The organism is Streptacidiphilus sp. PAMC 29251 (assembly GCF_054208735.2).
The window spans coordinates 8948549-8972166 of sequence record NZ_CM135725.2 but is presented as its reverse complement, the minus strand read 5'-3'; the positions used below and the strand labels follow the sequence as shown (position 1 = coordinate 8972166).

Annotated in this window: 25 protein-coding genes; 24 read left to right on the top strand and 1 reads right to left on the bottom strand. The window is 67.6% G+C overall.

Annotated elements, in window-relative coordinates:
• The first annotated feature begins 14 nt into the window (after window positions 1-14).
• The 8 genes from ACXKR8_RS42585 to ACXKR8_RS42550 are packed head-to-tail and all read left to right on the top strand — an operon-like array spanning window position 15 to window position 7651.
• Entirely contained in the window at window positions 15-200 is a 186-nt protein-coding gene (locus ACXKR8_RS42585; RefSeq protein WP_458269871.1) for a hypothetical protein, read from the top strand.
• Entirely contained in the window at window positions 197-736 is a 540-nt protein-coding gene (locus ACXKR8_RS42580) for a hypothetical protein (protein ID WP_458269870.1), read from the top strand. The genes ACXKR8_RS42585 and ACXKR8_RS42580 overlap by 4 nt, the downstream gene beginning before the upstream one ends.
• Window positions 737-757: 21 nt before the next feature.
• On the top strand, window positions 758-1036 hold the full coding sequence (locus ACXKR8_RS42575) for a hypothetical protein (protein ID WP_458269869.1): 279 nt from the start codon (window positions 758-760) through the stop codon (window positions 1034-1036).
• A 35-nt stretch (window positions 1037-1071) separates the two neighbouring features.
• Complete coding sequence (locus ACXKR8_RS42570) at window positions 1072-1428, top strand: hypothetical protein (protein ID WP_458269868.1); 357 nt, start codon at window positions 1072-1074, stop codon at window positions 1426-1428.
• Between the two features lie 12 nt (window positions 1429-1440).
• Complete coding sequence (locus tag ACXKR8_RS42565) at window positions 1441-3582, top strand: hypothetical protein (RefSeq protein ID WP_458269867.1); 2142 nt, start codon at window positions 1441-1443, stop codon at window positions 3580-3582.
• 22 nt (window positions 3583-3604) lie between these two features.
• Entirely contained in the window at window positions 3605-4144 is a 540-nt protein-coding gene (locus tag ACXKR8_RS42560; RefSeq protein ID WP_458269866.1) for a hypothetical protein, read from the top strand.
• Window positions 4113-5756 carry a phage terminase large subunit gene (terL, locus tag ACXKR8_RS42555; protein ID WP_458269865.1) on the top strand — a complete coding sequence of 548 codons (1644 nt, stop codon included), beginning with the start codon at window positions 4113-4115 and terminating at the stop codon, window positions 5754-5756. The genes ACXKR8_RS42560 and terL overlap by 32 nt, the downstream gene beginning before the upstream one ends.
• A gap of 14 nt (window positions 5757-5770) precedes the next feature.
• A complete protein-coding gene (locus ACXKR8_RS42550) occupies window positions 5771-7651 on the top strand; it encodes a phage portal protein (protein WP_458269864.1) in 1881 nt (626 codons plus the stop codon).
• Here the strand turns inward: ACXKR8_RS42550 and ACXKR8_RS42545 are convergent.
• The gene (locus ACXKR8_RS42545) at window positions 7648-8142 is read right to left on the bottom strand and encodes an HNH endonuclease signature motif containing protein (RefSeq protein WP_458275228.1); all 495 of its coding nucleotides are present in this window, start codon (window positions 8140-8142) and stop codon (window positions 7648-7650) included. The genes ACXKR8_RS42550 and ACXKR8_RS42545 overlap by 4 nt on opposite strands.
• Window positions 8143-8201: 59 nt before the next feature.
• Here ACXKR8_RS42545 and ACXKR8_RS42540 point away from each other — a divergent pair, with 59 nt between their 5' ends.
• From ACXKR8_RS42540 to ACXKR8_RS42465, 16 genes are all read left to right on the top strand, one after another.
• Complete coding sequence (locus ACXKR8_RS42540; protein ID WP_458269863.1) at window positions 8202-9410, top strand: NUDIX hydrolase; 1209 nt, start codon at window positions 8202-8204, stop codon at window positions 9408-9410.
• A gap of 10 nt (window positions 9411-9420) precedes the next feature.
• Window positions 9421-9804: an XkdF-like putative serine protease domain-containing protein gene (locus ACXKR8_RS42535; RefSeq protein ID WP_458269862.1), complete on the top strand. Its 384-nt coding sequence runs from the start codon at window positions 9421-9423 to the stop codon at window positions 9802-9804.
• The gene (locus ACXKR8_RS42530) at window positions 9801-11534 is read left to right on the top strand and encodes a hypothetical protein (RefSeq protein WP_458269861.1); all 1734 of its coding nucleotides are present in this window, start codon (window positions 9801-9803) and stop codon (window positions 11532-11534) included. Before ACXKR8_RS42535 ends, ACXKR8_RS42530 begins: the two co-directional genes overlap by 4 nt.
• Entirely contained in the window at window positions 11428-11826 is a 399-nt protein-coding gene (locus tag ACXKR8_RS42525) for a transposase (protein WP_458266979.1), read from the top strand. The genes ACXKR8_RS42530 and ACXKR8_RS42525 overlap by 107 nt, the downstream gene beginning before the upstream one ends.
• A complete protein-coding gene (locus ACXKR8_RS42520; protein WP_458274906.1) occupies window positions 11823-12857 on the top strand; it encodes an IS3 family transposase in 1035 nt (344 codons plus the stop codon). The genes ACXKR8_RS42525 and ACXKR8_RS42520 overlap by 4 nt, the downstream gene beginning before the upstream one ends.
• Window positions 12858-13011: 154 nt before the next feature.
• Window positions 13012-14517 (top strand): hypothetical protein, encoded by a 1506-nt coding sequence (locus tag ACXKR8_RS42515; protein WP_458269860.1) that lies wholly within the window; start codon window positions 13012-13014, stop codon window positions 14515-14517.
• Window positions 14518-14615: 98 nt separating this feature from the next.
• Window positions 14616-15599, top strand: coding sequence for an HNH endonuclease signature motif containing protein (locus tag ACXKR8_RS42510; protein ID WP_458269859.1), 984 nt, complete (start codon window positions 14616-14618; stop codon window positions 15597-15599).
• A gap of 78 nt (window positions 15600-15677) precedes the next feature.
• A complete protein-coding gene (locus tag ACXKR8_RS42505) occupies window positions 15678-16124 on the top strand; it encodes a hypothetical protein (protein ID WP_458269858.1) in 447 nt (148 codons plus the stop codon).
• Between the two features lie 95 nt (window positions 16125-16219).
• Window positions 16220-17110, top strand: a complete 891-nt coding sequence (locus ACXKR8_RS42500) for a hypothetical protein (RefSeq protein WP_458269857.1) — start codon at window positions 16220-16222, stop codon at window positions 17108-17110.
• Window positions 17111-17113: 3 nt separating this feature from the next.
• Window positions 17114-17254, top strand: coding sequence for a hypothetical protein (locus ACXKR8_RS42495; protein WP_458269856.1), 141 nt, complete (start codon window positions 17114-17116; stop codon window positions 17252-17254).
• A 25-nt stretch (window positions 17255-17279) separates the two neighbouring features.
• Entirely contained in the window at window positions 17280-17807 is a 528-nt protein-coding gene (locus ACXKR8_RS42490; RefSeq protein ID WP_458269855.1) for a hypothetical protein, read from the top strand.
• An 8-nt stretch (window positions 17808-17815) separates the two neighbouring features.
• Window positions 17816-18256, top strand: a complete 441-nt coding sequence (locus ACXKR8_RS42485) for an HK97-gp10 family putative phage morphogenesis protein (protein ID WP_462100067.1) — start codon at window positions 17816-17818, stop codon at window positions 18254-18256.
• Between the two features lie 16 nt (window positions 18257-18272).
• On the top strand, window positions 18273-18533 hold the full coding sequence (locus tag ACXKR8_RS42480; RefSeq protein WP_458269853.1) for a hypothetical protein: 261 nt from the start codon (window positions 18273-18275) through the stop codon (window positions 18531-18533).
• Window positions 18511-19734, top strand: a complete 1224-nt coding sequence (locus tag ACXKR8_RS42475; RefSeq protein WP_458269852.1) for a phage tail tube protein — start codon at window positions 18511-18513, stop codon at window positions 19732-19734. The genes ACXKR8_RS42480 and ACXKR8_RS42475 overlap by 23 nt, the downstream gene beginning before the upstream one ends.
• Before the next feature lie 89 nt (window positions 19735-19823).
• Window positions 19824-20282: a hypothetical protein gene (locus tag ACXKR8_RS42470; RefSeq protein WP_458269851.1), complete on the top strand. Its 459-nt coding sequence runs from the start codon at window positions 19824-19826 to the stop codon at window positions 20280-20282.
• A gap of 101 nt (window positions 20283-20383) precedes the next feature.
• Window positions 20384-23617, top strand: coding sequence for a phage tail tape measure protein (locus ACXKR8_RS42465; RefSeq protein WP_458269850.1), 3234 nt, complete (start codon window positions 20384-20386; stop codon window positions 23615-23617).
• Window position 23618 lies beyond the last annotated feature (1 nt).

Below are 23618 nucleotides of genomic sequence, written 5' to 3'. Positions count from 1 at the left end.
CAAGGGACACCCTCATGACCACCGCGATCCACCCTGCCGCGTTCACCCGCTCGATGCGCCGTGCGATCAACCGGGACCAGGCCCGCAAGTACGCGTTCTACAACGGGCCAGCACCTCGCTACGAGGCCGCCCGAGACCATTCCTGCCTCACGCACCACCGGCAGCTGCCGTGCAAGCGGTGCGCCGGAGACCAGTCGTGAACACTCCCCGCCTGTGCACGCTGCCCGACTACCCCGGAATGGTCGTTCAGCTCAACGGGGTTGAGATCCCCGTCGCTGAGTGGAGCATCGACCACGGTGGCTACGGGCTCAACCATCCGGTCAGCGTCAGCCTGCGCTTCGAGGCGACGTTCGAGACCGCCCCGGAGCCCGAGACGCCCGAGCAGGCCGCCGAGCGCATCAAGGCCGAACAGGCAGCAGCGCTAGACGCAGCGACCGCCGAGTGGCAGGCCGTCCGCGACCAGCATCCCGGAGCGAGTGCCGTGCTCAACCTGCACTACCCGATCGCCGGGTACCAGCGCGTCGACTGCGACCACTGCGAGCAGTCCGACGGCATGGAGTCCACCGAGCAGCGGCCGTGGCCCTGCGCCACCTATGCCGCGCTCGCCGGTGCCGCCGAGACGCTGACGCCGCTCGTCGCCAACATCACCGTCCAGGGTTCCGTGACCAGCGAAGGCGACATCGCCGAGGCCGTGACTCGGGCCCTGCGGCGCGGCGGCATCACCTACAAGCGCTGACCCACCCTCAAGGAGACCTCCGTGCCTTTCTCGCTCATCTCCCTCAAGGCCGCCATCGTCGAGCTGTTCGAGACGGAGGAGACCAAGGTCCACGCACTACTGGCCGAACTCATGCCCCTCGTCAACGGCTTCCGGGCCGCCGTCACCACCGACGTTGCCGCGCTCCTCGACTCCACCCGCCAGCAGGTCGCCCAGATCGCGTCCACCGTCGCTGTGGACCTCAAGAACGACGTCGCCGAGGTACGCGCCGACCTCGCCGAGATCAAGACCCTCCTCCAACAGGCCAACCCCTCAGCCTGACCCGCACCACCCGCGCCCAGGAGAGGGGACCGCCCGTGACACTGCCCCTCCCCTGGACCACCAGCAGCCCAGTCGGCTCCCAGTGGAAGCAGTCCTTTGGGTTCCCGACCACGGACATCAGCACCTACACGTGGACCCTCACCCTGCGCACCAGCACCCGGCAGGCCGGCACCCCCATCACCCGGATCAGCAGCACCAGCGCCACGGCGAGCGGCTACATCACCGTCGACACGGCCGCCAGGACGGTCATGGCGGTCCTCTCTGCCACCGCCACCGCATCCCTCGCACCCGGTGAGACCTACGCGCTCGCCCTCTGGGCCGACCCCAGCCTGTCCGACGCCACCACCTGGGTCCGCGGACTGTTCACCGCCACACCCGTAGCCGCACCATGACGGGGAGGTAACGTGCCTGACGTCATCATCTCCCCCACCGGCGTCCAAGGACCGGTAGGTGCCGGCTGGCTCCACGGCGAAGGCGCGCCCGCGGACAGCGTCGGCTTCGATGGCTGCTACTACATCGACGACACCGACCCGAATGCGATCGTCTACTACGGGCCCAAGGCCGCCGGGACCTGGGCCGGGCACGGGCCGTACACCTTCGGGTCTGGCGGTGGCGGAGTCCAGATCGGCGGGGACCTCGGCGGCACCAACAGCACCCCGACCGTCACCGGCACACACCTGTCCGCCCCGCTCCCGATCGCCCAGGGCGGCACCAGCGGCAACACCCAGGCGGCAGCCCGCACCGCACTCGGCCTGGGCGCTGCCGCGACCGCCGGCGCGGCCACCACGAGCACCCAGGGGATCGTCAAGCTCGCGGGGGATCTGGCCGGCACCGCAGATGCCCCCGTCGTCGCGGGTGTCCATGGTGTCGCTGTCAGCGGAACCGCCGCTGCGGGCACGGTCCTCACCGCGACCGGCCCGGCTGCTGCCACATGGTCGGCGCCCTCCGGTGGCAGCCCGGCCTACGTGTTCGACCTCATCGCCCATGGTGGCGCGGTCGGTGACGGCCAGGTCGTGATCGACGCGGTCATGAACGCCAGCAGCCCGATCGTCACCTCCGTATCAGGCCTTTTCGGAAACGCCGTCACCGGAATGATCTGCCTGATCCACGGTGCCTCGGCCTCTGGCGATACCGCGGTCGGCACGATCCTCAGCAAGCAGTCAGCGAGCCAGGTCACCCTGTCGTTCAGCGCCGGTACGAGCGTCACCGGTGCCACGTTCATGTGGGCGACCGACGACACCGCGGCGATCCAGAGGTGCGTCAACGACGCCGTCGCCTACGCCTTGGCCCACTCCGGCCAGGCGGAGATCAACACCCCGCCGGCGCCTGGGAAGTTCTACGGCATCGGCGGCCCGCTGATCATCGACGGCAGCACGCAGGGCAACGCCCAGATCACGCTACCGATCGTCCCGCCGACCGGCCCCAAGGTCACCCTGACATGGTCGGGAGCCGGAAGCTCCGCCGGAATGCAGCACTGGCTGTCGAACTACCCCAACACCACCGGCAGCACCTTCGTGTCCTTCGGGATCTTCGCCAACCAGTCCGCACAGGGCAACAGCGTCGGCAACGGCAACCCATGCGTCATCGGCGGACCCGCCCAAGCCCACGGCTGGGCGCAGGCCGACAAGTTCAACAACCTGTACCTCGACTTCTCCGGGTCGATCCTGACAGCGCACTCCAAGACAGGCCTCACCTACTGCGGTCTCGACGGCAGCAGTCTGGCCAACCTCCGCGTCCACGACTCCTACTTCTCCACCACCGGGTCCGTCGCCCGCGGCGAGTACGCCGGGTTCGCTGCCTTCGCTGGCGGCTACAGCATCGGCCTGCTAATGCCCGCCGACGGCAACAACGACCTGAGCATCCTGGAGAACAGCTGTATCGGGGGCGGCTACACCTGGGCCGTTTACACCCCTGAGCACACCGACATCTACGGGCTGCGGATCCTGTACTGCAACGGGGCGCTGTGCCCCGTCGGCAACTACTACTCCAGTGTCGGGTCGGTCCACTCGATCACCGGGACGCTGATCAGCATCGAGGCGTGCGTCTACCTGGTGCAGGTCATCGGGAAGGGCTCGGCGGGCGTCGGCCCGACCTTCCACGTCAAGATCGACACCGAGACGTCGATCCCCCGCTTCGGCGACCGCAACAACGGCTCCGACATGGGCGCGGCCCAAGGCGAAGTCGTCCTAGGCGGCACCTGGACCCGCGGCAGCCTGGTCCTGGACGGTCCGCCCGGCTTCGACATCATCGACGCCAACCCCGTACCCACCAAGGTCACGGCAACTGGGACGGTCCCATACATCGCCACCCTGCTGGAAGTCGACGCCACCGCAGGCAATGTCGTCCAGAACCTGCCGACCGTCGTGGACTTCCCCGCGCACAAGCGCCTGGAGTTCGTCCGCACCGACGCCTCCGGGCACACCGCGACGATCACCGCTGTCTCCGGTGAAGCCATAGAAGGCGCCGCATCAACCAGCCTCGCCAGCCAGTGGTCGAAAGTTACCCTGGCTCCGTCGGCGACCGCGCTGACCTGGATCCTGGTATGACACAGCCGGACGGAGGTGCCTGATGGCCGGACGTCCCAACAAGGGCGAGCAGGTCGTGATCGCCGACCGGCGCGCCAAGCTCGTCGCCTACCGCCGCAAGAAGATCCCCTACTCCACGTTCTACGCCGAACTCGGCTACCCCTCGGTGCAGGCAGCCACGAAGGACTTCACCCGCACCCTGCAGGCGGCCGTCGCCGGCCAGGACGCCGAACTTGAGGTCTACCGCGAGGAACAGCTCATCGAGCTGGAGTACCTCGCCGAAGAAATCCACGAGATCTTCCGCGGCGAGCATTTCCACGTCTCCGCCAGCGGGCGCATCGCAGCCGATCCGGTGACCGGCGAACCCCTCCTGGACAAGAGCCCGAATCTGGCCGCCGCCGACCGCCTTCTGAAAATCAACGCCCAGGTCTCGAAGCTCCGCGGCCTCGACCAAGCCGTGAAGATCGAGGGGGCATTCACCGTTGAAGCCCTCAACCGAGCCATCGTTGATGCCCAGGAGCAGCTCGCCGCTCTTGGTGACGAAGCTCCAGATGATGACGAAGCTGAGGAGCCTCCAGGCTGAGGTCGAGCGCCGCCGCGCGGCAAAGCGGGCCCGCGGCCCGAAGTGGGAAACTCCCGGAGATCTCGCCGCGCTGGTCGACGCCACGACCGTGCAGACCCCCGCACTCGACCTGATCGACCGCGAGATCATGTGGGCCTACTCCACACCCGACGCCCGGTTGATCGTGTGTATGCCTCCCCAGGAGGGCAAGAGTCAGCGCGTCACGAAGACCGGCGCGCTGTGGGCCCTCACGCAGGACCCCGAGCGGCGCATGGGCATCGCGTCCTACTCGCAGTCCCTCGCTGAGACCTTCGGCCGCGACGTCCGCAACTGGATCACTTCCAACAACGGCGACGAAGGAACCTTCGACGTCGGCCTGGAAATCGCCCGGGACTACGGCTCCGCGAAACGCTGGCAGCTCAACGGGCGCCGCGGCGGCATCGTCTGCGTAGGCATCGGATCCGGCCTCACCGGTCGCCCCCTTGACTGCCTTGTCGTGGACGATCCCTTCGCCGACAAGGACCAGGCCGCGTCCGCCTACTACCGCGACCGGGTATGGGGCTGGTGGCAGTCGGTCGGCTCCACTCGCCTGGCGCCCGGCGCGCCCGTAATCGTCATCTTGACCCGCTGGCACGAAGACGACCTCGCAGGCCGGCTCATTGCCGCCGAAGATGGCTCCCGCTGGCGGGTCGTCAACATCCCGGCCCTGGCCGACCATGATCCCACCAAGGGCGAGTCGGACCCGCTGGGTCGCGAGCCCGGGGAATGGCTCACCTCGGCCCGAGGGCGGACCCCAGCCGAATGGGAAGCGATCCGCATTCAGGTAGGCACCAGGGTGTTCAACGCCCTCTACCAGGGGCGGCCCTCCCCCGACGCAGGCAACGTGTGGCAGCGCCCCTGGTGGCGCCGCTACCGGGAACCGCTGTGGTCGCAGCACCCCACAGTCCCCGGTGCCTATCAGGTCGAGGACTGCGACGAACTGATCATGTCTTGGGACATGGCGTTCAAAGACACCAAATCCAGCGACTACGTCGTCGGTCAAGTCTGGGCCAGGCGCGGCGCGTCCGTGTACCTGCTCGATCAGGTCCACAAGCGCCTCAGCTTCACGGACACCGTGACCGCCTTCAAGGCCATGGTCGCCCGCTGGCCCGGCGCAACCGCCAAGTACGTCGAGGACAAGGCCAACGGAACCGCGATCATCGACACCCTGCGGACCCACATCCCGGGCATCGTCGCGATCAACCCCACCGAGTCCAAGTACGCCCGCGCCAACGCCGTAGCCCCCGTCATCGAGGCCGGAAACGTATTCCTGCCCGAGGCGGCGATCGCACTGTTCGACCCGGAAGAACTCATCGACGAGGCCGCCGGGTTCCCCAACGCGGCTCACGACGACCAGGTTGACGCTGCCAGCCAGGCCCTCGCTCAGATGCTGCTCGACGGCACGGGCGCCCAGGCGTGGATTGAGTACGCCCGCCGCAAGGCTACGGCGATCGCCCAGGCCAAGGCCGAAGCCCAACCCCCGGAACCAGTGCCCGTCAACCCGACGGTCAATGCCGAAGACCCCGAAGATCCAGCGGTCGCTCGCCAGCGAGCCCGCAACGCAGCCCACCGACAACAGAACGCCGACCGATAGAGGGGGCCCGCTCCATGGCTGACCCCCGCCGCATCGCCAAGAAGTACGGCAAGAACATTCCAGCGGCGATGGCTGCGGGCGAGATCGCCTCCCAGATGACGGCCGCGTCCCCGTTCAGCCCCAGCGCACCGCTTCAGCCCTACGACGGATACTCGCGCACCCCGCGCAGCCAGAACTTCGTCTCCGGCTACAACATCACCACCCGCCCCCGAGCCCATGAGCGCGTCGCGTTCGACACCCTGAAGGGCCTGATCAGGTCCTATGACGTGGCCCAGATGTGCATCTGGCACCGCATCGACTCGATCCGCTCCCTGGAGTGGTCCCTGGTCGCCAAGAAGGGCTTCGGCGGCGACGTCACCGACGCGATCCCGCTCGGAATGGCCGCGCTGGAGAAGCCGGACCGGCAGATGCCGTTCTCGGTATGGATCGCTGCGTGGCTGTACGACATCCTCGCCTACGACGCCGGCGCCCTGTCGCGCATGGCCAACCGCGGCCGCCGCACTGTTGGGCTGCGCGTGGTCGACGGGACGACGATCGCCCCGCTGCTGGACTACTGGGGCAACTCCCCGGAACCGCCGGCCGAGGCATACGTCCAGTTCGCGAACGGCCTGCCGTGGAGCTGGTTCACCCGCAATGACCTGGTCTACCTGCCGTTCCGCAAGCTCTCCGAAAGCCCCTACGGGCAGGCGCCGCTGGAGACGATCCTCCTCAACGCCAACACGGACTTGAGGTTCCAGCAGTACTTCCTGCAGCGCTTCACCGAGGGCAACATCCCGGCCGGCTTCGCCTCCGCGCCCGAGACGTGGACGCCGGACCAGATCGAGCAGTTCCAGGAGTACTGGGACGCGTTCGTGCTCGGCGACCAGGCCGCGAAGAACCAGATCAAGTGGATGCCCGGCGGCTCCAAGCTGGAGTGGTCCAACGAGAAGGACTTCTCCGACACGTTCTCGCTGTTCCTGATGCGCAAGACGTGCGCCGCCTACCACGTCGTGCCGTCCGACCTGGGGTTCACCGAATCCGTCAACAGGTCGTCAGGCGAGTCCCAGGCGGACGTGCAGCACCGCGTCGGTGACCTGCCGCTGCTGCGTCACGTCCAGACGATCCTGTCGGCTTTCCTCCAGGACGACCTCGGCCTGCCGCTGGCCTTCGCCTTCGACCTGGGCGAAGAGCAGACCGACCGCTACCAGCAGGCCCAGGCGGACAAGATCTACGTGGACCTCGGTGCGATCAGCTCGTCCGACATCCGCGAGATGCGCTACGGCAAGCCCGAACCGGACGGCATCCCCGTGCCCCGGTTCATCTTCACGGAGCGATCCGGTCCGATCCCGCTCGCGTCGCTGTATGCACTGGCAGGAGACATCGACCAGAGCACCGGCGCTCCCATGCCCGGCACTGAACTGCCGCGCACCGTATTCGGCGGCGCGGAGGGCGTCGAGCCCTCCCCTCCGATCAAGAACATTCCGTTGGCCGAGCAGGAATTCGGCACTGCGGCGATGCCTGCCGCTCCTCCGCCGCAGCCCGTCATGGGGTCGCCGGTGGCCAAGGAGGGTGCGCCGACCGTCGGCATCACCTCGGCCACGGGCATCACGGGCTACGACCTCATCGGCCGCAAGGACGACGAGGACGAGGAGGTGGTCGACGCCGAATTGGCCAAGCGCGAGCTCGCCTCCTTCCGCGCGTTCCGCAAGGCCCGGCGCCGCGCCCGCGAGTGGCGGGACTTCGAGTTCCGTAGCGTCGACGCCCGCACTGGCCACCAACTCAACCAGGCCGGGCAGGCGGACGTCCGCAAGGCCACCGGTGAAGTCGCAGTCTCGGGCCTCGTTATTCGAGCGGCTGATACGGGGCGGGTCCTGATGCTCCAGCGGGCGCTTGATCTGGATGTACCGCCTGACTAGGACCGATGGGTTGGGAAGTTCGGCATGGGCCGGAACTCGCGCGTCCGAGTGCTCCCCGTCCGAGGAAGGCCACGTGGGCGGCGCCTCTTGTCCGCTTCGCGTCGACATATGAGGCAACGCCGAGTCCCGCCGTCGATCTTGGAACTCGTATCGGTGTATTCGTGACCCTGATCGCATGCCGTCTTGGCTGCATTCATGGCCGGCGGGCTTGCGGAACGCATTGCGTTCGCGCCTCGGGTCACCGGGCGTAGGTGGTCGGGATTCTGGCAGCGTCGGTGAGAGCAGTCCCGTCCGGTCATCAAGCATTTCTCTGTGTGGCAGATGTGGTCCAGGACCATACCTTCGGGAATCGGCCCGACTAGCAGGCCGTATATCACCCGATGCGCCTCGCGTGCCTTTGTGTCCCAGTAGGTCCGCCCGTAGCCGCTCGTGCTGACTGCGCCGGTCCACTCCCAGCATCCACTGTCGATGATCCGGATTTTCTTCCTCATGCGCGGTGGCAGTGAATCAAAACTGAGCATGAGTCAATAATACCGCCCGGGGAGGCCACATGTCCGATCCTGCGGCGGGCACCTTTGAGTTTCCGGGGGGACATCTCGAAGGGAACGAGACGCCTAGGCAGGCGGCGGTTCGCGAATGGCAAGAGGAAACCGGGTTGCCATTTCCTGATGGCGACTTCACGGGGGCGTGGACTTCGCCGAACGGCATCTACCAAGGCTTTGTCTACACCGTTGCCCACGAGGCCGACCTCAACATCTTTGAGCGCGACTGGCTCTCCAATCCGGACGACCCCGATGGCGATGCCGTCGAGGCCATCGCCTGGTGGGATCCGGCCCAGCTGCCCGGCAACCCATCGGTCCGCCAGGAGCTGCTCGACAACCTCGACGCGGTCCTGGCTGCGATCGACGGCGTAGCCGAGGTGGAGAAGACGGCCACTGTCCCAAAAGGTGACGCCTCCGACATGGAGGCGTCCACAGATTGGCCCGGCTGGAGCCTCGACGAGCGCACGGCCGACCATTGGGCCGCTCAACTTCGAGACGCCATGACCGGCGTTCTCGGAGGAACAGCGGCACAGGCGCTGGCAGGAGACTACCTCGCCGCCCACCAGCCGCCTGGCGACGACGAGAAGCCGGATAAGGCCCAGTTGACCGAAGCCGCGGTCGCTTGGCTTGCCATTCGCAGCCTTGACTTCGAGACGCCCGTCGCCGTACTCCTGCCCGCGATCTACACCGACGGCTATCTGATCGGCCTCACCGCCGCCCACGCCACCGTCGACCAGACGCGCCCGCAGCTGGGCGGCTGGACCGCCGGCGACACCGAGAGTGCGCGCAGGCAGGTGGACGAAGCCGGTGGCGGGTCCGACCTAGACGAACTGCTCAATGGGGCAACCAGGACTGCGCAGCAGATCGCGGACACGCGCCGCCGGGACATCGCCCGGGAGCTCGTCAACGGTCTGCTCATCGGGGCCACGATCGCAGCTCTCGGCAAGGCGATCACCAGCACGCTCGGACGGCTGGACACCGCAGTCACAATCGCCCTCACCGAGATCACCCGCTCCTCTGGGCTGGCCGCCCTGTTCGGCTACCAGCAGCTCGGCGTCAGCCGGGTCCAGTGGCTCATCGACCCGTCCGGCAACGTATGCCCGCGCTGCCTCGCCAACGCCGGGGCTGGCCCCGTGGCTCTCGGTACGACCTTCCCTAGCGGCGATCGATCCGTTCCCGCCCACCCAAGGTGCCGTTGCGCCGTCGTGCCCGCCTGAGGAGGTCGCCGTGGCTAAAGACCAGAGGTTCGTTCTCGGCCTGGCCTATCAAGCCGGCCAAGACCCGCGAATTGCGAAGGGCGCGGACGGCGCACGGGACTTCTTCACCGCCGAGGAGCTGGAGAAGGCCTGCTGGAGCTTCCTGCCCGGCGGTGCCGAGGTGGGCCTGTTTCACGCCGAGGGGACCCTCGGCCACATGACCGTGACCGAGTCGTACATCTACCGAGGCCCCGACTGGGACCAAGGCAACGACGTGGTCATCAAGGCCGGGGACTGGCTCATCGGCGGGATCTGCGACGAGACCGCCTGGCGGCTCGTCAAATCCGGGCAGGTCACCGGCTTCTCACCCCAGGGCGTCGCCCGGCGCCGACCTCATCGAAGGAGTGACCCATGACCGACCTCCTCGACGAGGACGAGTGGACCGAAGCCACCGAAGCCAACATCCCCCGCGTCGACCTCGTCGGCAAAGCCGCGAACGGCGTCCCGGGTTTCCTGCTCATGAAGCAGGACAGCACCGGCCTCCTCGCCCCGGACACCATTCGCAACCTGCTCGCCAAATCCGAACCCGAACCGAACCAGGAGGTGGTGACGATGACGGGCAGCCCCGCCGCGATCGCCAAGATGATCCACCAGGCAGGCCGCCCGGCCGCCACCGCACCCACCGAGCCGGTCGCCAAGGACATGGACCTCGACGACAGCCCAGACGGCATGGACGTCACCATGCCCATGGCCGAGCCCGACATGGACGCCCCCGGCAGCCCCATGGACCCCGGCTCCCCCGCCTGGGAAGCCGTCGACGCCGCCACCGCCCGCAAGTGGACCAGCATCCTGGCCCGCGCCAAGGTCGCCGTCGACATGCTCGCCGACCGCGAAATGCTCGAAGCCGCCGCCGGCGACGAGGACGACATGGGCAACGCCTTCGACCTCCAGGACGCCTGCTGCGCCATCGACTACGCCATTTCGATCCTCGCTCCGTTCGCGGTCGACGAGCAGTCCGAGGCCGACTGCGGCGAACTGCTGGAGTCCGTCGGCAAGGCCCTCGCCGGGTTCGACCCTGCACACCTGGACACCGTCGAGTCCCTCGGCCAGGTCCGCAAGGCCGGGCGCGTCCTGTCTGCGGGCAACGAGGCCGCGATCCGCGGCGCGGTCGACTCCCTTCAGAAGGTCCTGGCCAGCCTGCCTGCCGCGCCCACCACCGATGACAGCGGCCTGCCGGTCGCCAAGACCGCCAACGAGGAGCCCGACATGCCGACCCCCACGCCGTCCGAGGAAGCGACCGCGGCCTCCGGGCAGGAGCCGGCCATGGGTACTCAGCCGCCCGACCCGAAGCCCGTCGCCGGGCAGCCCGTCACCGAGATGGCGAAGGCGGACGGCGACAAGCCGGAGATGGTCGCGGTCTTCAATGCCAACGGCAAGCTCGTCGGCATCGTCGACCCGGAGAAGATCACTATGGTCTCCGGCGCGTCGGCCGACGATGAGGCTCCTGCGGACGAGCCCGTTGCGGCTCCCGCCCCCGACGCTTCCGACCTCACCCCCGCACCCGCAGCCGAGGTCGGCACCCCCGCCGACGCCGTCCCCGACGACGACACGGTAACCAAGCAGACCAACACGGACGACGTGCTCAAGAGCATCGCCACCGACGCAGCCACCACGGCACTCGCCACCTACAGCGCCACACAGGAGCAGGTCATCGCCAAGCAGGCGGCCGACCTCGCTCAGCTGGCGGAGAGGTACGAGGAGCTGACGGGGATGGTCAAGGCGCTGGAAGAGCAGCCTGCCGCACCGAAGGTCTTCACCAACGGAGCCGTCCCGCGTGACCTGCGCGGCATGGACCGGGGCGGCCTGTCCGCCGACGTCACCAAGGCCATGCAGCGCCGCCAGAGCCTGTACCAGACCACCGACGCCGGTGAGCAGAACCGCATCGCGGCCGACATGCAGTCCCCCTCTCTGACAGTCTCGACTGAGACGTCCGGTTCGTCCGGGTTAGTCTGGATGGGCGAGACAGGAGATTCCCGGCATGGCTTCCAATACCACCACCTCACGCACAGCCCCCGAGCCCGACCCGGCCCCGCGGCCGAAGCGGCGCACGTTCACGGCGGAATACAAGCTGCGGATCGTCGCTGAGTACGATGCCGCCCCCAGCGGGGAGAAGGGCGCGGTCCTGCGCCGCGAGCGGTTGTACCACTCGCACATCATCGAGTGGCGGGCCGCGCGAGACGCCGGAGCGATGGCCACGCTCGCCGACCGGCGGACCTCGCCCGCACGCCCCAAGAGGCCCGCCGAAGCAGCCGAGGCCGAGCGGCTGCGCAAGAGGCTGGCCGTCGTGGAACGGGAGCTGGCGCAGAAGGACGCCGCCCTGGAGCTGCTGGGAAAAGCTTCCGCACTCTTGGAACTGCTCTCCAAGAGTGCGGGCTGAAAGCCGAGGCCGAGCAGGTCGCCGACGAGCTCTTCCAGTCGCTGGAGCGGGAGTTGAACACCACTGCGGCCTGCCGGCTGACCGGTCGCTCACGGGCCACGCACTACCGTCGGCTCAACCCGCCCCCGCCGCGCGAGCGCGCTCCGCGCCCCTCGCCGCCCTCAGCTCTGGCTCCGGCGGAGCGCGCGCGGATCCTGGCACTGATGAACAGCCCGGCCTATGCCGAACTGGCACCTGCCCAGATCTGGGCGCGCGAACTGGACGAGGGCCGCTACTACTGCTCAGTGCGCACGATGTACCGGATCCTGGAGGCCCAGGGCCAGACCGGCGAGCGCCGCCGCCAGGCCACCCACGCCGCCAAGTCCATCCCCGAACTCGTGGCCACCGCCCCCTCGCAGGTCTTCAGTTGGGACATCACCAAACTGGCCGGACCAGACAAGGGCATCTGGTACCACGCCTACGTCATCATCGACATCTTCAGCCGCTACGTCGTCGGCTACACCGTGGAGATGGCCGAATCGGCCGAGCGCGCCGAGGAGTTGATCAGCGAGACCGTCGAACGCAACGGCATCGCCCCCGAGCACCTGCACGCGGACCGCGGCACCTCGATGACCAGCAAGAAAGTCTCGCAGTTGCTCATCGATCTGGGCGTGACGCGCTCGCACTCGCGCCCCAAGGTCTCGAATGACAACCCGTACAGCGAAAGCCAGTTCAAAACCACGAAGTACATGGCCGACTACCCGGCGCGGTTCGACTCCCTGAACCACGCACGCGAGTGGTTCGACTCATTCATTGCCTATTACAACCATGAGCATCGCCATTCGGGCATCGGGCTGCACACGCCTGCGTCCGTGCACTTCGGCACCGCCGGCCAAGTCCAGGACCAGCGCGCCGTCACGCTCAACGAGGCATACGCCCGCCACCCCGAACGCTTCGCCCGCCGCCCCCGCCCGCCCAAGATCCCCGATCAGGCGTGGATCAACGACCCCGCCAAACGCAGAGAACCCGAATCAGCACAACAGAGCGCATAACCGTACGAACGTCTCATTTGACTTGACACGTTCCGTCCGAGGCCATCGCCCGGCTCCAGGAGATCCAGCGGGGCTAAGCGCCCTACCAGCACCCCAGACCAGCCCCGAGAAGCGCCAAGCGCCCGGGGGCTTTGCCATGCCCAGGAGGCACCCTTTGAGCACCATGCAGGAGATTTCCGAGGAAACCCTCGGAGCCATGCAGGCCATCACCAAGGCCCAGACGACCGGCATCACCACTGGCACCGGCATCGTCAGCTACGACCTGTCGCCGCTGGTCACACTCGTTCCCGTCGTGACCCCCATGCGCGACATCGTGACCCGCACCAAGAGCCCGGACGGTAACAAGTACGCCGTGTGGCGTTCCATCCTGAACGCGACGAACGCCCAGCCCGACCCCTCGATCCCGTTCGACTACGCGGCGTCCGAGGTCGTGTTCAACGAGCAGGACTTCCAGGCCGCTTACAAGGGCACCGGGCTGGCCGGCATGGCCACCCAGGACGCCTACGACCTGGCGACCGGCTACGACGACCCGTATGCCACGGCGACGTTCAACGTCCTCAACCAGGTCCTGATCGGCGATGACCGCAAGCTCATCGGCGCGCAGTCCTTCGCGCTCGCGCAGCCCTCAGCCCCGACGCTGGTGCAGTCCACCACCGGCGGCACCATCCCGGCGACCACCACCGTGTACGTCGGGGTCGCGGCCAGGACCGGCAGCGGCTACTACTACGGGTCCGGCAACAGCCGCGGCAACAGCAACAGCGGTGCGTCGGGCGGCGGCTCCACCAACTCGGTGTCCGCGACCGTCCCGGCCGTGCGCGGCGCCGTCTGCTACGACTGGTTCCAGTCCGCGAACGGCACCACCTGGTACTACTACACGACCACCACGGTCAACGCGGTCACCATGACCCGCGTCATCAGTTCCAACAACGCCCTGCCGTCCGGCACCGGGCTCCCGGACCTCACCACCGTCTGGCAGGGTACGGCGAACACCGTCCCCACCTACCTGGCGTCCGGCGACAACGGCTCCGCGAACGCCGCTGACTACGACGGGCTCCTCGCCTCCCTGGCCGGGGACTACAACGGTGTCGGCCAGTGGGGTACCCCCGGCTCCGGTACCGCGAACCCCTCCATCAGCAACTCGCTGAACGGCGCGGCCCTGACCCTGTCGGGCGGCAGCATCGCCGAGATCGAGAACCTGCTGTTCCTGCCCCTGTGGCAGCAGGTCAAGTGCTCCCCGACCGCGATCATGGTCAACGCGGTGCAGGCGCAGGAGATCGCGAACCTCGTCCTCGGCTCCAGTGCCGCGACCACGTTTCTGCAGACCGACGCTTCGGGCCGTATCTCGACCACCGCCGGTGGTCGTGTCGGGTCGATCGTCAACGCCCCTGCGGGTGGTGTGACCGTCCCGATCGAGGTCCACGTCTCCCTGCCGCCGGGCACGATCATCGCCCGGACCGACCGGGTGCCGTTCCCGCAGGCCAACATCTCCAGCGTGCTGGAGTACCGGGCGCTGCGCGACATGGTCCAGTTCGACTACGGGATCAGCCGCGTCGCCAACACCGCCGGCGGAGGGCCTCGACGGGAATTCGAGATCAAAAGTATGGGTGCGTTCATTAACAAGGCTCCGGTGGCCATGGCTTCGCTCTCCTGCGTGAGCTGACCTGCAGTAAACCGCCGATTCGCCTGACGCGGACCGCCGGAATTGGTACCTTGGTTGGAGTGGGGAGCAGGCAGCCCCACTCCGACCAAGGAGCCCCTGTGACCGTCAACTCCGATGTGGACTGCTCCATCCCCGATTGCGGCAAGCACGCGTTCGGACGTGGCTGGTGCTCAATGCACTACCGCCGCTGGCGGCTCTACGGCGACCCCGTCCACGAGTCGCGGCGCTATGTGAAGCAGGACGTGACGTGCTCAATTGACGCCTGCAGCCGTCCGCCGAAACGGCGAAGCATGTGCGAAATGCACGTCCGACGCGCCATGAAGCACGGCGAGACGACCGGCCCCCGCGAGCGTCTGTTCTGGGCGCAGGTAAATACCAGCGGACCAACCCCAGAGGGGAAGCCGGAGTTGGGCCCATGCTGGGCTTGGACCGGCTGCATGAACACCAAGACCGGATATGGCGTCTTCGGGGGTAAGGGACGAACGCAACTTGCGCATCGGAACGCCTATGAGTACCAGTTGGGCCCGATCCCGGACGGGCTGGTTCTTGACCATCTCTGCCGTCGCCGCTCATGCGTTCGCCCGGAACATCTTGAACCCGTGACGCAGCGAGAGAACCTTCGGCGCGGCGACCATGGTGCCTTCTGGGGCTACACTCCGGAGATCATCCCTGCGAAGCCCAAGGCCGAAAGGCCGACGGTCTGTACGGAGATCGCCTGCGAGCAGCCGGTGTACAAGCGGACGATCTGCCGCCCGCACTATCGCAAGTGGCTGAGGGACCCGAACGTGGAGCGTCCACGGCAGCGCACGCCGGGGCAGCGATTCTGGGAGAAGGTCGAGAAGACCGGATCCTGCTGGCTGTGGACTGCGGCGGTCAATCCGGGGACCGGGTACGGCCAGTTCAGCCTGCGGCATGGCGTGCAGGTCCAGGCGCACCGCCACTCGTTCGAGCTCGCATTCGGCCCCGTGCCGGAGGCCCACGATGTGCACCACGCCTGCCACGTCAGGCGCTGCGTAAACCCGACCCACCTGCAAGCACTGACTCGCTCGCAGAACCTCGCGGAGCGCAAGGTCCGCCGCTGACCAACATCTTCACCCCGTAGGCCGAGAGCCCCCTGTTCTCGGCCTTCTGCATGTCCACCCTCAGATTGGAGAGCCAGCATGCGCCTGTACACGCGCACGGGCGCAACCGCGCTCGACCACCCCGTCCATGGCCACTTCGAAGCCGACGGCGACGCCTTCAACTTCCCCGACGAGCTCTCCGATGAGCTCTACGGGTTCGCCCACCAGGGCAAGCCTGACTGGGAGACCGACGTAGAGCGCCAGACCCGACTGATCGCCGAGGCAACGGAGCGGGCAAAGGACCCGGCGACACTGCTCGAAGCGATGCTGCAGATTCAGCAGCTCCTGGGTGCGGCCCTGGTCAAGCCGACCGAGCCGCAGCCTGCTTCGGAGTCTGCCGCAACGCCGGAGACCGCGGACGACGACGAGGAACAGCCGGAAGGCGACTCTGAGCCCAATGCGGAGTCCGACGCCGAGACCACTGCCAAGCCGGCAGCGAAGCGCGCCTACAAGCGCACGGCCGCCAAGCCGGCAGCCGACGCATAGAGGCCCATCCATCGCCGCACCGGAAGGGGTGACCCTCAGTGCCGACCGGGACTCCCTACATCACCCCTGACATGGTCTCCAACTCACCTACGGGCGTGTCCTGGCAGATCATTCCGCAGCCGGGCTCGGACAGTGCCGCGCAGTTGGCGGAGCTGACGAACATCTGCTGGCGGGCGACGAGCATCGTGGACACGTACTGCAACCAGGTGTTGCGGGCCACGGTCGACAATGAGCAGTTGACTGGTCCGGGTGCGCGGCGGGTGGGTCATCAGCCAGGCACGGACAACGGCCTGCTGATCATGTCCCGCTGGCCCGTGACTGAGGTGCTGGCGATCCAGACGTCGCGGAACCGGTCGTGGCCACGGTCATGGTCGACGGTCCCCGCGGGCCAGTACGAGGTCGAGCATCCGCTGATCAACCTCTACTCGGATGCGGCGTCGGCGACCGGCCCGGATGGTGGGGCATCGATCACGGTCGCGCCGGGCTACATCCCGCCGCTGGCCTTCGGTCGGAACTCCACCCGGCTTCTGGTCAGCTACACGAACGGCTGGCCGCACACGTCCCTAACCGCGGCTGCTGCCGCCGGCGACACGGTTCTGCATGTCGATGACGTGACGGGCTGGACCGGTGCCAGCGGCTTCGCCTACGACGGCTCCGAGACCGAGACCGTCAGCGTGTTGTCGGTGGCGGCGACGTCGCCGATGAACCTCCCGAACGGCGTCGGTACCGCACAGTCCGGACCGGGGACGATCACGTTGTCCTCGGCGCTGGCGAATCCGCACGAGGCCGGGGTGTGCGTATCGGCGCTGCCTGCGAACGTGATCTGGGCTGCGGCTCTGGCTGCGTCTGCGCAGGCATTGGAGTCGGGCATCACCAGCATCTCTGTGCAGAACATCGCCGGAACCCTGACCGAGGGCGGCCACGGTGTCGCCGATGTCCAGACCGGATACGAGTGGCTCCTGGAGCCCTTTATGCGACGGATGTGACCCATGGCGGCGAAGAAGACCACGACAACCGGTACGGCGAAGCGCATCGCTGCGGCCAAGAAGCGCGCGGCGGTCGCGAACAGGCACATCGGCCGGCGCGGTGGAACGAAGACCCGCACGGTGAACGCCCCCAAGCCCTGGTAGCAGACACCGCCGAGGGGAGGCCGCAGTGCCGCTTCTCAGCGTCCAGCGCTATATCGCCTCGGTGTTCGACGGGTTGCCAGTCCCGGGGCAGACAAAACCCCTGGTCGCGAAGATCACTCCGCCGGTGTCGCAGAACCTTGACGGTCCGGTGGCGTTCGTGTGGGGCGGTTCGATGCGCGCGGAGCGGCAGGCCGGGCCGCGGGCCAAGCCTGGTAGCGATCCGAGCACTGCGGGGTTCAAGCACCTGCAGTGGGATGTCGACGTGTGGCTGTCGTACCTGGCCAACCCCAACAGCCCGACGCTCGACTCGGAGTTCCCCGCGTTCGTCGACGCGGTGATGGCGCAGATCTGGTCAACGCCGACGACGTTGTACATCGACGCGCAGGGGGCCCCGTCGGAGCAGACGCCGGGGCCTGAGGGTGTGACGCAGATCCTTTCGGTCGGTGAGCGGTTCCGGTTGGAGTACGCCCCGGTTCACGCGGTGTCGAGTCAGCGAATGCTGTACTTCGACGCCCGCCTGTCCCTGGAGATCTATGAGGCGGTCCAGGCGTGACTCTGACTGTGAAGGTCACCGGTGCGCAGGGCTCGCCGCTTTCCCGCTTCAACTGGCGGGTGGCCGCGGCCCGGTGGGCGGAGCAGGTCGAGCCGCTGGTCAAGGACCGGCTTCGGCAGGCCGCCCCGGTCGGGAAGGGCCCGGGCGCCGGGCGCCTGAAGGACTCGATCCGGTCGGAGCGGGTGGCCGGCGCGGCCTCAGTGGTCCTGACGTTCACCGCCAACGTGCCCTATGCGGGGTTCGTGCTGTCGGGTACCGCGCCGCACGATATCCGCCCGCGCAACGCACAGGCGCTGCGCTGGGACGGGCCCGGCGGTCCGATGTTCGCACGCGTGGTGCATCACCCGGGGACTCGCCCGGACCCCTTCCCCGAGCGTGCGATCCGCCCGCTCGAAGCCGTGATCCAGGCGGCCATGCGGTCCGCGATCACCGCTCAACTTCAGCCCTGACCCCCTGGGAGGTGCCGTGAGGCTCCGCTATGCCGGCGTGCTGCCGACGACGTTCGTGACGGTCGGGGTCGAGGTCGATCCCGGCGGCGAATTCGAAGTCCCCGACGATGCCGCGCCCGGGCTGCTGGCCCGTGCGGACATCGAGGAAATGTCCGCGCCCAGCGCGCCGCGCCGCAAGGCAGCCAAGGCGCCCGCGGCCGACCCCGACTCCACCGGCAGCACGCCGGACCCCGACGTGACCGAGGAGGTGCCCGGTGCCGGTTCCGACGATCACTGAGGCCGATGGTGCTCTTTCCGCAACCGGCATGGCAAAGGAGGCCACGCCCAACACCCCACTGACCCCGTCGACGTTCCTGCCGGACACCGGGAACACGATGGAGGCCGACCCGGGCTGGTTCTCCCCGTCGCTGATGATGGGCCTGCGCGACCGGAACGTGTACAACCTGGTGGGCGAGCAGAAGCACGCGGGTGCGATCGACGGGCCGCTGTTCCCGTCGAACGGCATGGCGATGATGGTCGCGTCGATCGGCGCGGACAACATCGCCGGCGCGGGTATCACCGGCACGGGCTCGACGTCGGCGACCACCGTCAGCGCCCCGGTCACCGCAGCCACGTCGGTGTGCACGGTAACGGCTATCGGCTCGATCGTGATCGGTTCGATCGTGCAGCTCGACGTCAACGCCAGCGGTCCGACGACCACGGCGGAGGTCCGCAAGGTCACCGGCGTGGCGGGCTCGGTACTGACGGTCGACCAGGCCTGGACCTACGGGCACCTGGCATCCGCCCCCATCAAGATCGTGACCGCGCCGTTCACGCATACGATTCAGCAGCAGAACACGCTGCCGTCGCTGACGATCGAGCGGAACATCGGCGGCCGGCAGTCGCAGCAGTGGGCCGGGTGCAAGGTCAACAAGTTCGACCTGAAGGCACCGGTGTCCAACGAGCCGTGCGCGGTGACGGCGGACATCATGGCGATGTCCGTGGCGGTGCTGGACACCCCGTCGGCGATCAGCATCGCGAACGAGACGCCGTTCGTTTTCGCCGAGGCGAGCGTGTCGTTCTACGGCACGAACCGGTCCGAGGCCGCGAACGTGAATGTGTCGATCGACAACATGATCAAGGACACGTACACCTACAGCGGGCTGCACGGACCATCGTTCCTCACCCCGACGCAGCTGCACGTTTCCGGCACCCTCGACATGGTCTGGTCCTCGCTCGACGACGCCACCTACGGCGACTTCAACCGCATGATCAACCAGACCACCGGCGTCCTGACCGTGACCCTGGCGCACCCCGCGTCGGCGGGCTCGATCGCCATCACGATGCCGCAGATCGTCCTGGTCAAGGACCCCATCGACCTCAAGTCCGACAGCGTCGTGATGCAGGCGTTGAGTTTTGAGGCCAGCCGCCCCCTCAGCGGGGCCAGCCAGTACACCGTCCAGGCCACGGTGATCAACTCGGCCTACCTCCCTTACTAGATCACCACCCGACCACGCAGCCCCGGAGCCATCTGGCCCGGGGCTTTCGCATGCCCAACCCTCACCCTCGGAGTACAGCCATGGGCTTCATGTCCGCCTACGACGGCACCCACCGCATCACGATCCCGCACCCCGAAAAGGAGTACTGGGTCGAGCTCAAGCAGCACCTCACCCACGGTGCGACGGAGAAGTCGGCCACGGCCCTGCAGGCGATGACCGTCGTGGACGGCAAGCCCCGCCCTGCCCCGGATGTGTTCAGGTCCAGGTCGGAGACGGTGCTGGCGTCGATTATCGGCTGGAACCTGGATGACGCCAACGGCACCGTGTGGCCGATCAACATGCAGTCGCTGCGCGGCCTGCCGGACTCGGTGTTCTCGCTGATCCACGAGGCCGTCGAGGAGTCCAACAAGCCGCGGCCGGCTGCCGAGCAGGCCCGGTTTCATGGCGAAGGCGGCGTCGGCGATCCGGATGGGGACTCCGGGGCCCCCGTCGATGTCGACGTTCCTGCTGGAGCGGGAGCTGTGGAAGCAGCTGGGGCTGAGGCGTGAGGACCTGACCGACCGGCCTCAGCGCGAGGTCGACGACTACCTGCTGTACATCGAGTTGATCTGTCGCGAAGAGCGAGCCCAGAACAGGAGGGCGAGCCCTCGTGGCACTCGGTGAAGCGTTCACGATCCTGGCGGTCCTTGAGGCCACGGACAGGATGTCCAGCGTCCTGGAGCGCGTCGACGGCAGTCTGGGCCAGTTCTCCGAAACTGCGACGCGGGCCGCTACTGCGGCGACCGAGGCCGGGGCGCGGATCGACGAGTCTCTGCTGCAGACCGCGTCCGGTGCGGATGCGTTGCGGTTGGCGGATGCCCGGGTCAGTGGGGCGCAGGCGCGCGTGGCGGAGACCGCCAAGGCGCAGGCTGATGCGGAGCGGGCGCTGCTGGAGGCGCAGTCGCAGCTGGCTGCCGCCGAAAACGGCGATGCAGCGGCAGCGACGCGGTTGACGGCCGCCTTCGGTGAGCTGACGGCAGCCCAGAAGCGCTCTGCCCTGGCGGCGAAGGAAGCTGCTGCCGCTGGGAGTCACCAGGCCGATGTGAGCCGGGCGGCGTACCTGTCGACTACGGAGGGGCGTGCCGCGGCGGACGCCGCGGCAGCCTCCCAGGCCCGCCTGGTTGAGCAGCAGCGACTCGCCGCCAAGGGCGCTGACATCGCGTCCAAGGCCATGAAGTACGGCGCCCTGGCCGTGGCCGCGATCGGATACGAGTCCGTCAAGTCTGCGGGCAACTTTGAGTCGATGACGGAGCACCTGGTCACCGACGCCGGGGAGTCGCAGCAGAACATCGGCATGATCCGGTCGGGGATGTTGGCGCTGGCCACGGCGACCGGCACTACGACGGACCAGATGGCTGCGGGCATGTACCACGTCGAATCGGCGGGGTTCCACGGGCAGAAGGCCCTGGATGTCCTCAAGGTCGCCGCCGAGGGAGCCAAGGTCGGCGGCGCCGATCTGGACACCATTGGCCAGGCCCTGACCGGGACCATGAACGCTTTCGGGACCTCCGGTGGCACCGCGACTCAGATGATGAACGCGATGATCGCTACCGTCGGTGCGGGCGACATGAAGATGGAGGCCTTCGGGTCCTCGCTGGGCAACGTTGCGGCGATCGGCGCGTCGGCCCACCTGTCATTCGCCCAGGTCGCCGGTGCGGTCGCGACGATGACGGCGCAGAACGTCACTGCGCAGCGGGCCACCATGGACCTGGCGCACACGATCGGGTCGCTGGGGAACCCGACGGCAGTCATGAACAAGGAAATGACGGCCGTCGGCATCAATTCGCTGAAGCTGTCGAGCAACCTGGGCAAGAACGGCCTGACGGGCACGTTCGACATCCTGGTGAAGGCGATCGCCGCCCACACCAAGGGCGGCGCGGTCATGGTCAACACCCTGAACGCGTCGAAGGCCGCGGCGGCCCAGGCCAACACGGTGCTCGGACAGATGCCGCCGACCATGAAGAAGATGGCCGCGGGCTGGCAGGCCGGCACCACCTCGACGAAGGACTTCAACACCGCGATCCAGGCGCTGCCGCCGGCGCAGCAGAAGATGTACCTGCAGTTCGAGCAGCTGACGAAGAAGTCCTCCTCGTTCGCGACCGCCTTGCAGGCCAACACGCCGATGGCGCAGACGTTCAATGCTGCGCTGGCGAAGATGACCGGTGGCACGACCAGCCTGAACACCATCCTGATGCTGTCCGGGCAGCACGCGGAGACGTTCAAGGACAACGTGGCGACGATCGCCGCCGCCGCGCACAAGTCGGGCTCCGAAGTCGACAACTGGTCGGCGATCCAGGGCACGTTCAACCAGAAGATGGCCGTCGCGAAGGCGTCCGTGGAGGCCGCCGGGATCTCGCTCGGCACCGTGCTGCTGCCTGCGGTGTCGTCGATCGCCGGGATCATCGCCGGCGTGATCGGCCCCATGGCCACGTGGATCTCCCAGCATCAGAAATGGGCGGGCCTGATCCTCTCCGTGGCCGGCGGCGCGCTGCTTGCCGCCGGAGCCATGAAGGCCTGGCGGATCGCGACCGAAGCGTGGTCGACGATCCAGAAGGTCGTCATCGCGCAGATGGCGCTGTTCGACGCCGAGGCGGACGCCAACCCGATCGGGCTGATCGTGATCGCGATCGCGGCCCTGGTGGCCGGACTCATCTACGCCTACACGCACTTCAAGACGTTCCGGGACATCGTCAACGCCGTCTTCTCGGCTCTGCGCGTCACCGGGATGGCGGTGGTCAGCGCCCTGACCGTGGCATGGCACGCCCTGGCCACGGCAGCGGTCTGGGTGGGGCACGCGCTGGAGACCACCTGGAACGCGGTGGTCAGCGCCGCAATGACCGTATGGCACTCCTTGGAGGCCGCGTGGAACGCAGTCTCCTCGGTGACGATGACGGTCTGGAACGCGATCAGTGGCTTCTTCCAGAAGTGGTGGCCGCTTCTGCTGGTCATCTTCGCGCTGCCGATCGCGATCCTCCTGGGCGTATGGAACCACTTCCACGAGGCTGCTTTCGCGGGGGCGAAGGCGACGTGGAATGCGATCTCGGGGTTCTTCGTCAGCGTCTGGAACTTCATCACCAAGGCGGCAAAGGTCGCGTGGGACCTGTTCGCGAAGTACGTCCTTGGCCCGATCCAGTTGATTTGGACCGAGATGCAGGGCCCGATCCATGCGGTCGAGCACTTCCTGGCCACGACATGGTCAGGGATCAAGGCCACAGCAAGTGTCGTCTGGTCCGGCATCAAGACGGCGATCATCAACCCGGTCGAGGACGTCTGGCACACCGTGTCCAGCACGTTCGACAAGGTCAAGTCGGCGATCACCTCCAAGCTCGACGCCGCCTGGAACGCGGTCAAGAACATCGGCTCCAAGTTCCTGAGCATCGGGAAGGCCATCGTCGACGGCATCGTGCAGGGCGTTACGGGCGCGGGCGGGAGCCTCTTCTCCTCACTGCAGAATCTGGCGAGCGGGGCCCTGAATGCGGCGAAGAGCTTCCTGGGTATCGGCTCGCCGTCCAAGGAGTTCGCTTCGCAGGTCGGCCAGTGGATCCCGCACGGTATCGCAGCGGGTGTCGTGCAGTACGCCTCGGTGGCGCAGAGGGCTGTGGCAAGCCTGTCGAACTCCCTCACTGGGACCGCTCATGCCAGCGTGACCGGCGGTGTGTCCCTGGCCGGTGCAGGGCCGAGCATGGCCTACGCGGGCGGTGGCGGGGGTGCGAACCTGGCAGTCACGATCGACCTGCGCGGGGCCGTCGTGTCCAACCAGCAGGCCATGAACCAACTGGCGGACCAGGTCGGAAAGTCGATCACGCAGCAGCTGGCCAGGGCCGGAGTTCACATCCGGGGCTGAC

What these genes read in the sequence shown, in the direction of transcription:
- ACXKR8_RS42585 (WP_458269871.1), top strand. Translation starts at nt 15, where the DNA reads ATGACCACCGCGATCCACCCTGCCGCGTTCACCCGCTCGATGCGCCGT.
- ACXKR8_RS42560 (WP_458269866.1), top strand. Translation starts at nt 3,605, where the DNA reads ATGGCCGGACGTCCCAACAAGGGCGAGCAGGTCGTGATCGCCGACCGG.
- terL (WP_458269865.1), top strand. Translation starts at nt 4,113, where the DNA reads ATGATGACGAAGCTGAGGAGCCTCCAGGCTGAGGTCGAGCGCCGCCGC.
- ACXKR8_RS42550 (WP_458269864.1), top strand. Translation starts at nt 5,771, where the DNA reads ATGGCTGACCCCCGCCGCATCGCCAAGAAGTACGGCAAGAACATTCCA.
- ACXKR8_RS42545 (WP_458275228.1), bottom strand. Translation starts at nt 8,142, where the DNA reads ATGAGGAAGAAAATCCGGATCATCGACAGTGGATGCTGGGAGTGGACC.
- ACXKR8_RS42540 (WP_458269863.1), top strand. Translation starts at nt 8,202, where the DNA reads ATGTCCGATCCTGCGGCGGGCACCTTTGAGTTTCCGGGGGGACATCTC.
- ACXKR8_RS42530 (WP_458269861.1), top strand. Translation starts at nt 9,801, where the DNA reads ATGACCGACCTCCTCGACGAGGACGAGTGGACCGAAGCCACCGAAGCC.
- ACXKR8_RS42525 (WP_458266979.1), top strand. Translation starts at nt 11,428, where the DNA reads ATGGCTTCCAATACCACCACCTCACGCACAGCCCCCGAGCCCGACCCG.
- ACXKR8_RS42505 (WP_458269858.1), top strand. Translation starts at nt 15,678, where the DNA reads ATGCGCCTGTACACGCGCACGGGCGCAACCGCGCTCGACCACCCCGTC.
- ACXKR8_RS42495 (WP_458269856.1), top strand. Translation starts at nt 17,114, where the DNA reads ATGGCGGCGAAGAAGACCACGACAACCGGTACGGCGAAGCGCATCGCT.
- ACXKR8_RS42470 (WP_458269851.1), top strand. Translation starts at nt 19,824, where the DNA reads ATGTCCGCCTACGACGGCACCCACCGCATCACGATCCCGCACCCCGAA.